Here is a 9,980-nt window from a genome sequence, read left to right as displayed (position 1 = left end):
TTTCGATCCGAATTTCGGCATGCCGAAATCCATCCCGATGAGGGGCCGTGCAGTAGTGGTTTGCCGCCGGTGCGGCTCGAGTTGCTGTCCCGTTTCCCTGGGGGCTCCGTGACAACCCGCAGAACACTACACGACGCCCTCGTGGCCTCCAAACCGGGGCCGGCCGCCCCCTGGCGGCGTATGCTCGACGTCATGACCAAGCATGCGCACACCCAACTGTGGTGGGCCGCCTGACGGCGGCCGACCAGCGCATGCACTTCCACGGCCGCCGCTCCGGCGGCCGTTCGCGTATCTCCTCCCCGCGCACTCCGGCCGCAGGACCGGCGGTCCCCAGACGGCGGGAGAGAACACCGACATGGCACAGACGAACACGGCACGACGACCGCGAATCTTCAGTGGCGTCAAGCCGACCGGTCATCTGACCCTCGGCAACTACCTGGGGGCCGTGCGCCGGTGGGTCGAGGAGGACCAGTACCGGGCCGACGCGCTGTTCAGCGTCGTCGATCTGCACGCGCTCACCGTGGACCACGACCCGGCCCGGGTGCGGCGGCTGACCCGGCAGGCGGCCACCCTGCTGCTGGCCTCCGGTCTCGACCCCGAGCACTGCACCGTGTACGTCCAGAGCCATGTGGACGAACACACCCGGCTGTCCTATCTGATGGAGTGCACCGCGGCCGACGGTGAGATGCGGCGGATGATCCAGTACAAGGAGAAGACCGCGCGGGAATGGGAGCGGGGCGGCAGCGTACGGCTGTCGCTGCTCACCTATCCGGCGCTGATGGCGGCCGACATCCTGGCGTTCGACACGGACGAGGTGCCGGTCGGGGACGACCAGGTGCAGCACGTGGAGCTGGCCCGGGATCTGGCGCAGCGGTTCAACCAGCGGTACGGGCCGGTCTTCACCGTGCCGCGGGCGACGCGCCCCCCGGTGGCCGCGCGCGTCATGGACCTCCAGGACCCGCTGTCGAAGATGGGGAAGTCGCACGCCGAGACCGCGGGGATCGTCTATCTGCTCGACGAGACGGATGTGGTCCGCAAGAAGATCATGCGTGCGGTGACGGACAGCGGGACCGATGTGGTCTATGACCCGGTGCAGCGGCCCGGGGTGGCCAATCTGCTGGATGTGCTCGCCTCGTGCACCGGTGACAAGCCGGAGGTGCTGGCCGAGCAGTTCACCTCGTACGGCGCGCTGAAGGGCGCGGTGGCCGAGGCGGTGCTGGAGCTGCTGCGGCCGGTCCGCGCCCGGCACGCGGAGCTGTGTGCCGACCCCTCTTATGTGGACGGGGTGCTGCGGGCCGGGGCGGAGCGGGCGCGGGGGCTGGCGCGGCCGCGGGTGGACGCGGCGTACGCGGCGGTGGGGCTGCTGCCGCCCGCGTGAGTCAGCCGTTGCCTGAGGCGAGCTCGCGGCTGCGGTCGCGGGCCGCCTCCAGGGCGGCGATGAGGGCGGCGCGCACGCCGTGGCTCTCCAGTTCGCGGATGGCGTTGATGGTGGTGCCCGCCGGGGAGGTCACGGCCTCACGCAGCTTGACCGGGTGCTGCCCGCTGTCGCGGAGCATCACCGCGGCGCCGATGGCGGCCTGGACGATGAGGTCATGGGCCTTGTCGCGGGGCAGGCCGAGCAGGATGCCCGCGTCGGTCATGGCCTCGACGAGGAAGTAGAAGTAGGCGGGGCCGGAGCCGGACAGGGCGGTGGCGGCGTCCTGCTGGGACTCGGGGACGCGGAGGGTCTTGCCGACGCCACCGAAGATCGCCTCGGCGTGGGCCAGATGCTCCTCGGTGGCGTGGCTGCCGGCCGAGATCACCGACATGGCCTCGTCCACCAGGGCGGGGGTGTTGGTCATGACCCGCACGACGGGGGTGCCCGCGGCCAGCCGCTCCTCGAAGAAGGAGGTGGGGATGCCCGCGGCGCCGGAGATGACCAGCCGGTCGGCGGGGACGTGCGGGGCCAGCTCGTCGAGGAGGGTCCCCATGTCCTGTGGTTTGACGGTGAGGATGAGGGTGTCGGCGTACTTGGCGGCCTCGGCGTTGGAGACGGGCTCGACGCCGTGACGGGATCGCAGCTCCTCGGCGCGCTCCGGACGGCGCACGGTGACCAGCAGATCGGACGGCGACCAGCCGCCCCGGATCATTCCGCTGAGAAGGGCTTCGCCGATCTTTCCCGTGCCGAGCACGGCGACCTTCTCCGTCATGGTGCGGCTCTCCTCATGCCTTGCGGTGTGGAGCGCTGGAGCGCTGGTGGGCGTGTCGTGCCCACAGGGACGTACTCCGCCATCCTCCCATGGGCCGACGCGTGTGACGACGCATTATTCATCGTTCGATGAATTAAATTTTACCCGCCCGCCCGGCGCATCGGAGGGGCTGGATCGCGCCAGCGCTCGCCGGGGTGAACGGAGCCCGATCCTCCTGTTCGATAATCCCGTGTTCACAATTCAGTTACATATCGACTTGCAAACGGTCACGCTCTTCAGGAGACAATGGGAGTCGGTGTCAAATACCTGTATGGAGGGGGGCGATGGTGAGGACGCTCCGGAACACCGCACGCGGACTGCTTGCCGTGGTTTCCGTCTTAGTCGCCCTCTTCATCGCGGCAGACTGCGCATCGGCGCAGGTCACTCACCCCGAGACCGTCGCCACGACGGCGTCCGCCGACATCCGGCCGACCCTCGGGACCATCTCCTCGCACCATGACACCGGGGCAGAGGACTGCCACGGACTCCGTGGCGGACGGGCCCCGTTCACCGCTCCCACGCCGAGCGGCAAATACGGATGTGTGTGCGGATGCGATGCCGTGCCGTCGGCACCGCGTACCGCTGTCACTACAGCCGTCACAGAACGGCAGGCCGTTCCCGTCGTGAGATCGGGCGAGTTGCCCGTCCTCCTTCAGATCTTCCGCTGCTGAGAGCCACATCGTCGTAGCCCGGCGATCCCGGTTCCACGACACACAGCTCTCACGCTTCTCTTCAGCAAGCGATCCAACCGCCAGCGACCGATTCCATCGATCCCACTGACGTGGCGCTATGCCGCGCCCCCGGCTGCCTGTGCGCAGGTCGACGGGGCGCTCTGGAGGCAACCCTCATGCGAAAGATCCTTGATCGTTTCCGCGGTGCCGGAGGCAGCTCACCGGGCTCCGGAGTCAGCACCGGAACGCTCCGTGCCGACTTCACCGCATCCCTCGTCGTCTTCCTCGTCGCCGTGCCCCTGTGCGTGGGCGTGGCCGTGGCCTCCGGTGTACCGGCCGAGCTCGGCCTGATCACCGGCATCGTCGGCGGGCTGGTCACCGGCTTTCTGCCGGGCAGCAGCCTTCAGGTCAGCGGCCCCGCCGCCGGGTTGACGGTCCTCGTCTACGAGGCGGTGGAGGAGTACGGCCTCGCCGCCCTGGGCGTCCTCGTCCTGGCCGCCGGGCTGCTCCAACTGGCGATGGGCGCGCTCCGCCTGGGCCGCTGGTTCCGCGCGATCTCGGTCGCGGTGGTGCAGGGCATGCTCGCGGGCATCGGCCTGGTGCTGATCGCCTCCCAGCTGTACGCACTCGCCGACGCCAAGGCGCCGAGCAGCGGCCTCGGCAAGATCGGCCACATCCCCCAGCTGATCGTGGATGTGGCCGGTTCCGGCACCGCGTGGAAGGCGGTGGCCGTGGGCGTCGGGACCATCGCGGTGCTGATCCTGTGGCCGCGCTTCCGCAAGGGGGCGGAGATCCTCCCCGCACCGCTGGCGGCAGTCGCCCTGGCGACGGCCGCGACCGCGGCGTTCGACCTCCCGGTGGCCCGGGTCGAGGTCAAGGGACTGCTCAAGGCGGTGCAGCCGCCCGGCGGCGGTGAGTTCGCGGCGCTGGCCGAGGTCGGCGTCATCGGGACCATCCTCGCCTTCACCCTGATCGCCTCGGCCGAGAGCCTGTTCAGCGCCGCCGCCGTCGACCGGCTGCACGACGGTCCGCGGACGGACTACGACAAGGAGCTCATGGCACAGGGTGCGGGCAACGCGCTGTGCGGTGCCCTGGGCGCGCTGCCGATGACCGCGGTGATCGTGCGGAGCGCCGCCAATGTGCGGGCGGGCGCGAAGACGAAGGCGTCGCGCGTCCTGCACGGTGTGTGGCTGCTGGTCTTCGCGGTGCTCTTCCCCTCGGCACTCGGCATCATCCCGGTGGCGGCGCTGGCGGGTGTGCTGATCCACGCGGGCTTCAAGCTGATCCCGGTCAAGGACCTGGTTCCGCTGTGGAAGGAGCACCGCGGTGAGGCCGTGGTGCTCGTGGTGACCGCGGGCGCGATCGTGATCACGAACATGTTCGAGGGCGTCATCATCGGCCTGCTGATGGCCGTGGCCAAGACCGCCTGGGAGACCTCGCACGTCCATGTGGAGGTCCGCGGCCTCGACGACGCGGACGACGCGCCGATCCGCGTCCGGGTGCTGGGCAACGCCACCTTCCTGCGGCTGCCCAAGCTGCTCGACGAGTTGGAGGCGCTGCCCCGTGAGCGGGTGGTGCAGCTGGACCTGAGCGGGCTGCGCCATGTGGACCACGCCTGCGGTATGGCGCTGGCCGCCTGGACCGAGCGGCACAACGCGGTCGTCAGCCATGAGGCGGGCACCACCACCGCGCGCGGCTCCAAGACGCCCGGCTCCTCCGACGCTCCCGAGGCCCCCGAGGAGCACAAGGTCCTGGCGTAACACCGCCGCACATTCCTGACGGGCCCCCGGCGCCGCGTGCGCCGGGGGCCCTCGTGCCCGCCCGGTCAGCGCAGTGAACGGGGTTCGCCCTGCCGCCCGTAGGAAGCGCCCTCTAGGCTGAGGTGGCTGGGAACCGATGGTGCCGATGGGGCCAGCGGGACCTGATGGAAGACAGATACGCACATACGGGGCGCCAGAGGGAGGGGTGACGATGCCGCTCAGCGCCGGGGATCCGGAGAGGATCGGCGACTACGCGCTGGAGGGCCGGCTCGGCTCCGGCGGAATGGGCGTGGTCCATCTGGCACGCTCGGCCTCGGGCAGGCGGGTCGCGGTCAAGGTGGTCCACCAGCAGTTCGCCGAGGACGACGAGTTCCGCACCCGCTTCCGGCAGGAGGTGGCGGCCGCCCGGCGGGTCAGCGGCGCGTTCACCGCACCCGTCGTGGACGCCGACCCGGACGCCGAACGCCCCTGGATGGCCACCCTCTACGTACCCGGGCCCACCCTCTCCGAGCGGTTGACCGACGGCGGCCCGCTCGACGCCGGGGAGCTGCGGCAGCTGGCGCTGGGGATGGTCGAGGCGCTCAGCGACATCCACCGGGTGGGGGTGGTGCACCGCGATCTCAAGCCCGCCAATGTGCTGATGGCCGACGACGGCCCGCGCGTGATCGACTTCGGGATCTCCCGGGCCGGGGACAACCAGGCGCTCACGGTGACGGGGCGGGTGATGGGCACCCCGCCGTTCATGTCGCCCGAGCAGCTGAGCCGCCCGCGCGAGGTCACCGCCGCCTCGGATGTCTTCTCGCTGGGCGCGCTGCTGGTCTACGCGGCGACCGGGAGCAGTCCTTTCGACGCCGAGAGCCCGTATATGACGGCGTATCAGGTTGTGCATGAGCCACCCGCGCTGGAGGAGGTGGCACAGCCGCTGCGCGGCATCGTCGAGCGCTGTCTCGCCAAGGATCCGGCCGCCCGCCCGGGACTTCCGGAGCTGGAGCGGCTGCTGGGCGAGGTGCCGTCGAACGGTGTCATCCGGGTGGACGTCGCCACGACGAAACGGCGCGGCCGGAGCGGTGCGCTGCGCACCTGGGCCACCACACTCAGCGGGATCCGCAGGCGCCGACCGGTCCTCGCCGCGGTGACGGCAGCCGCGGCGCTCGCCCTCGGCGCCGGCACGGTCGCGCTGGTGAACTCCCCCAGCGGCGGGGTCCGTAGCGGTGGCGCGGCCGGACCGGAGGGAGAGCCATCCGCGCCGGAGCGGAAGGTCGCACTTCCGAAGGGCTGGCGGCCGTGGCAGCTGTCACTGGTCGATGCCTCGGGCGTCGACGACGAGGCCAAGCGCCTGAAGGGCCTCAGCGGCGATGTGTCCGGGCGCTGCCATGGTGTCGGCACCGCGCTGTACTGCGGTGGCGAGGGCTTCCCGACGATCCGGGTGGACGGGGTCACGGGGCGTGTGGTGTGGCGCACCAAGGACCTGGCGGAGGACAGCGCGGAAGGAATGCTCGAAAGTCAGCCCAGTGGGGTGCGGGACGGACGGGTCATCGTCCACGACGACCCGAGCGACAGCAGCCCCCGGGTCGTCGCCCTGAACACGCAGACGGGCCGGAAGTCATGGTCCCAGCAGATCAGCGACAGCACCGACACCGCGCTCTTCGGCCACGGAGTGCTGGTCACCGACCCCGGTGACCGATCGCTGACCGCGTGGAAGGTGACCACCGGGGAGAGGCTGTGGACGATACCCGTGCCCCGCGGCCGGCTGTGCACGGCCGCGGCGTATGGCGATGTCCCGTACGCGCTCTGCGTGGAGGACTACGCGGGGGAGAGCGGGAACGCCCGGTACATAGTGCTGCGTCTCGACCCGCGCACCGGCACCCCGAAGGAGCTGGCCCGGCTGAAGGACGTCCAGGATCCGCTGGGTCTTGTCGGCCGTGAACTGCTGGTGCCGCACCAGGATCTGGACAAGGGGCTGTCCGGGTACTCCTCCGCGACCTGGGTCGATGTGCGCACCGGCGCCACCCGCACCGCGGCGCTCCCGGACAACGCGCGGGGCGAGCCCACACTGGTCGATGGCCGGGTCTACTTCGTCCAGGAGAGCGGCCGGGTCACCGCGGTGGACGGAAGAAACGGCAAGCAGCTGTGGAGCGAGCCGACGACTGTTGAGCGGCTGGGGCGGCCGCTGATGTCGGAGCGCGAGAGCACCGTCTATCTCTCCAGCACCAGCGGCCGGCTGCTCGCGCTCAACCCTCGTACGGGCAAGGAGCGGTGGCAGAGCGAGGCACGCAGTGTGACCGGTGGGCTCGGCGGCGAGCCGGCCCAGGTCCTGCGGGTGGGGGGCGCGGTGGTGGCGTTGGCCAGCGACGGGACACTGTTCTCGGTGGACCCGCTGCGGCCGGACGCGGAACCCGCGAAGAGCCCCGCGCCGGGCGGACTTTCGCACCCGCCCAGGAGCGGCGCCACCCCGGTCCCCGCCGCGCTCGAGGGGTGACGGTCAGCCGCAGGGCACGGTGACCATGCCGTCACTGCCGGTCTTCACATACGCGTCGGAGACATACTCACCGGGCGCGATGCTGTCCCAGATGTCCGTGGTGCCGTACGGGCCGGAGACCTTCTGGCCGTGCCGCTGACACCGGATGGGGACCCGGGTGTTGTACGGCAGCACTCTGATCAGTCTGTGGTGGGTGCCGGGACCACTGCGGACGCTGACCTGGTGGCCGGGCGCGGTCGGATAGGTCACCGCCGCCGCGGCACTCTCCACGCTCTGTGCACCAGCGGTCTCTTCCATGGCGGCTTCGTTGTCGGCCATCGGGCCCCTCCCCCGTCGATCGGATTACCGAGTTGTGTGGATGTCGTGTGACCTGCCACGACATGCGGAGGCTAGCAAGGTTCGTACAAGCCATCGACTAGGCTCGCCGAGTCGCAACTGGGGCCCAGAGACACGGGGGTGGGGCATGTCGCCGGTGCACAGACCCGGAGCGGGCCCGGACGTGGAGGATCCGGAGTTCGCCGGGCAGTATCGGCTCGAGACACGTCTCGGCTCGGGTGGCATGGGTGTGGTGCACCTGGCGCGCTCGACGTCGGGGCGACGGCTGGCGGTCAAGGTCGTCCATGCCGAATACGCCCAGGACCCCGAGTTCCGGGCGCGATTCCGGCAGGAGGTGGCGGCGGCGCGGAGGGTCAGCGGCGCCTTCACCGCACCGGTGGTGGACGCCGATCCGGACGATCCGCGGCCATGGATGGCCACCCAGTACATCCCCGCCCCCACCCTTGCCGAAGAGGTCAAGCGGAACGGCCCGCTGGTGGCGGGCGAAGTGGTGCGGCTGGCCTCGGGGCTCGCGGAGGCGCTGCGCGACATCCACCGGGCCGGGGTGGTGCACCGCGATCTCAAGCCGAGCAATGTCCTGCTCGCGGCGGACGGTCCGAAGGTCATCGACTTCGGTATCTCCCGGCCCGCCGACAGTGAACTGCGCACCGAGACGGGGCAGTTGATCGGCACCCCGCCGTTCATGGCGCCCGAGCAGTTCCAGCGGCCGCGTACGGTGGGTCCGGCCGCGGATGTGTTCGCGCTGGGATCGGTGCTGGTGCACGCGGCCACCGGGCGCGGGCCGTTCGAGTCCGAGAGCCCCTATCTCGTGGCGTACCAGGTGGTGCACGACGAGGCCGATCTCGCCGGGGTGCCGGACGAGTTGCTGCCGCTCGTGGAGCGCTGTCTGGCCAAGGACCCCCGGGAGCGACCCACTCCGGACGCCCTGATGACGGTGTTGCGCGCGGTGGGCGGCCCGCTGCCGCCACTGTCGTGCGCCGCGGTGCCGCTGGTACCGGCGCCGCGCACACCGGACCCGGTGTCGCTGCCGGGCCGGGGCTCGGCGGCGGCACGGGATCGGCGGCCGGAGGACGGCGGGGTGGACCCCGGAGCGACCGGTCAGGATCACGGCGACGGCACCGGCGCGGCCACCGGGGACACCGACACCCATGTCAAGGAGGCGGCGCCCGGCTCCCGCCCGGTGCGGCGCAGAAGGGTGCGCCGCTGGGTGACGGCCGGGCTCACGGCCGCCGTGCTGCTCGCCGCCGGCACGGTGGTGGCACTGCGCCACTTCGACCGGCCGTCCCCGGAGACGGAGGCGGGCGGTACGCAGAACAGCGCGGCCACCTCCACACCGTGGCGGCCGTGGCGGGCCACCCTGGGCGGCGGCAAGCCGACGGGCACCGGCACGGCGCGGCCCGCGTTCTGCTCGTACGGGGACGGGGCGCTGTACTGCGCCGGGCGGGGCGTCGGGGCCGCGCGTCTCGACCCGGGCAACGGCCGGGTGGAGTGGTCACGCCCGGCCGCGGGGAGCGCTTCGGGCGACGAGGTCCCCACCGCCCCGGTGCTCTCCGGTGGTCTGCTGCGGGTGGTGTCGCCGGACGGGACGCGGCTGGAGGCGCTGGATCCGGCCACCCACCGGGTGCGCTGGAGCCGTGATGTGTCCGGCTACGGCGGCCGGGTCCACCCCGCGGGTGACACGGTGCTGCTGGTCGCGGCGGACGGCACGGTCCGGGCGGTCGACGGCACCACCAACCGGGAGCGCTGGCACCACCGGCTGTCCGGGCACACCCTGCCCAGCTTCTTCGCGTACGGCGACGGCCGGACCGCGTACGCCGTCACCAGCTCCCCCGACGGGTCGCGCACCCTGGTCACCGCGGTGGACACGGAGCGGGGCGCGACGCGGTGGCGGCATACGTTCACCGGGCACCTCATCCCCGCCGGGGCCGGTCCGCGCGGCGCCCTGCTGCTGACCGAGACCGATGCCCAGAGCCGTACCACCGCCGTGGTGCGCTATGAACCGGGGCGTGGCGGCGTCCACCGCGTGCCGTTGACCTCGCCGGTCTCCGCGACCAGTGCGGTCGCCGAGGGCGGGACGGGGTATCTGCTGTGCGCGGACGGCGGGTTGCTGGCCGTAAACACCGGGCGGGGGAAGCGGGGCTGGCGGCTGGAGACCTCGGTGGCCAACGCCTCACGGCTGGTGGCCACGGACGGACGGCTGTACTTCTCGGCCGCGGACGGCAGGCTGCTGGCGGTGGACGCCGAGCGGGGCACGCTGCTCGGCCAGACCGAGCCGCGCGCGGGCCGGGCCGGGCAGCGCTATCTGGAGCTGGTGCCCGCACCGGTGGCGGCGGACGGCAAGGTGTTCGCGACAGCCCCGGACGGCACGGTTTTCGGGGTGGACGGGCGGAACCCGGCGAACTGGTGAGCCCTGGACGCCCTTCCTGGCTCCGCTGTCCACCGCATGGGAGTGTCGCTGCATCGTGGGTCGGCAGGGGACGGGCGGATGGCACTGCGCGCGGGAGAC

Annotated in this window: 6 protein-coding genes; 4 read left to right on the top strand and 2 right to left on the bottom strand. The window is 71.7% G+C overall.

All coding sequences use genetic code 11. The features are described from left to right. Nucleotides 1–355: 355 nt before the first annotated feature. The gene (trpS, locus tag JK363_RS34670) at nucleotides 356–1,378 is read left to right on the top strand and encodes a tryptophan--tRNA ligase (RefSeq protein ID WP_201881429.1); all 1,023 of its coding nucleotides are present in this window, start codon (nucleotides 356–358) and stop codon (nucleotides 1,376–1,378) included. A 1-nt stretch (nucleotide 1,379) separates the two neighbouring features. Here trpS and proC read toward each other — a convergent pair whose 3' ends face one another. Then, nucleotides 1,380–2,189 carry a pyrroline-5-carboxylate reductase gene (proC, locus tag JK363_RS34665; RefSeq protein ID WP_201881428.1) on the bottom strand — a complete coding sequence of 270 codons (810 nt, stop codon included), beginning with the start codon at nucleotides 2,187–2,189 and terminating at the stop codon, nucleotides 1,380–1,382. 886 nt (nucleotides 2,190–3,075) lie between these two features. Here proC and JK363_RS34660 point away from each other — a divergent pair. Together JK363_RS34660 and JK363_RS34655 are read left to right on the top strand one after the other, a co-directional pair. Further along, a complete protein-coding gene (locus tag JK363_RS34660; RefSeq protein WP_201881427.1) occupies nucleotides 3,076–4,659 on the top strand; it encodes a SulP family inorganic anion transporter in 1,584 nt (527 codons plus the stop codon). Nucleotides 4,660–4,870: 211 nt separating this feature from the next. Next, the gene (locus JK363_RS34655; protein ID WP_201881426.1) at nucleotides 4,871–7,138 is read left to right on the top strand and encodes a serine/threonine-protein kinase; all 2,268 of its coding nucleotides are present in this window, start codon (nucleotides 4,871–4,873) and stop codon (nucleotides 7,136–7,138) included. 3 nt (nucleotides 7,139–7,141) lie between these two features. Here JK363_RS34655 and JK363_RS34650 read toward each other — a convergent pair whose 3' ends face one another. Continuing rightward, on the bottom strand, nucleotides 7,142–7,456 hold the full coding sequence (locus tag JK363_RS34650) for an SH3 domain-containing protein (RefSeq protein ID WP_201881425.1): 315 nt from the start codon (nucleotides 7,454–7,456) through the stop codon (nucleotides 7,142–7,144). Between the two features lie 145 nt (nucleotides 7,457–7,601). Here JK363_RS34650 and JK363_RS34645 point away from each other — a divergent pair, with 145 nt between their 5' ends. Beyond that, on the top strand, nucleotides 7,602–9,881 hold the full coding sequence (locus tag JK363_RS34645; protein ID WP_201881424.1) for a serine/threonine-protein kinase: 2,280 nt from the start codon (nucleotides 7,602–7,604) through the stop codon (nucleotides 9,879–9,881). The last annotated feature ends 99 nt before the right edge of the window (nucleotides 9,882–9,980 follow it).

It is taken from the genome of Streptomyces coffeae (genome assembly GCF_016741875.1).
Taxonomy (GTDB): domain Bacteria; phylum Actinomycetota; class Actinomycetes; order Streptomycetales; family Streptomycetaceae; genus Streptomyces; species Streptomyces coffeae.
The sequence above is the reverse complement of the archived record's forward strand: the minus strand, read 5'-3'. Positions and strand labels throughout refer to the sequence as shown.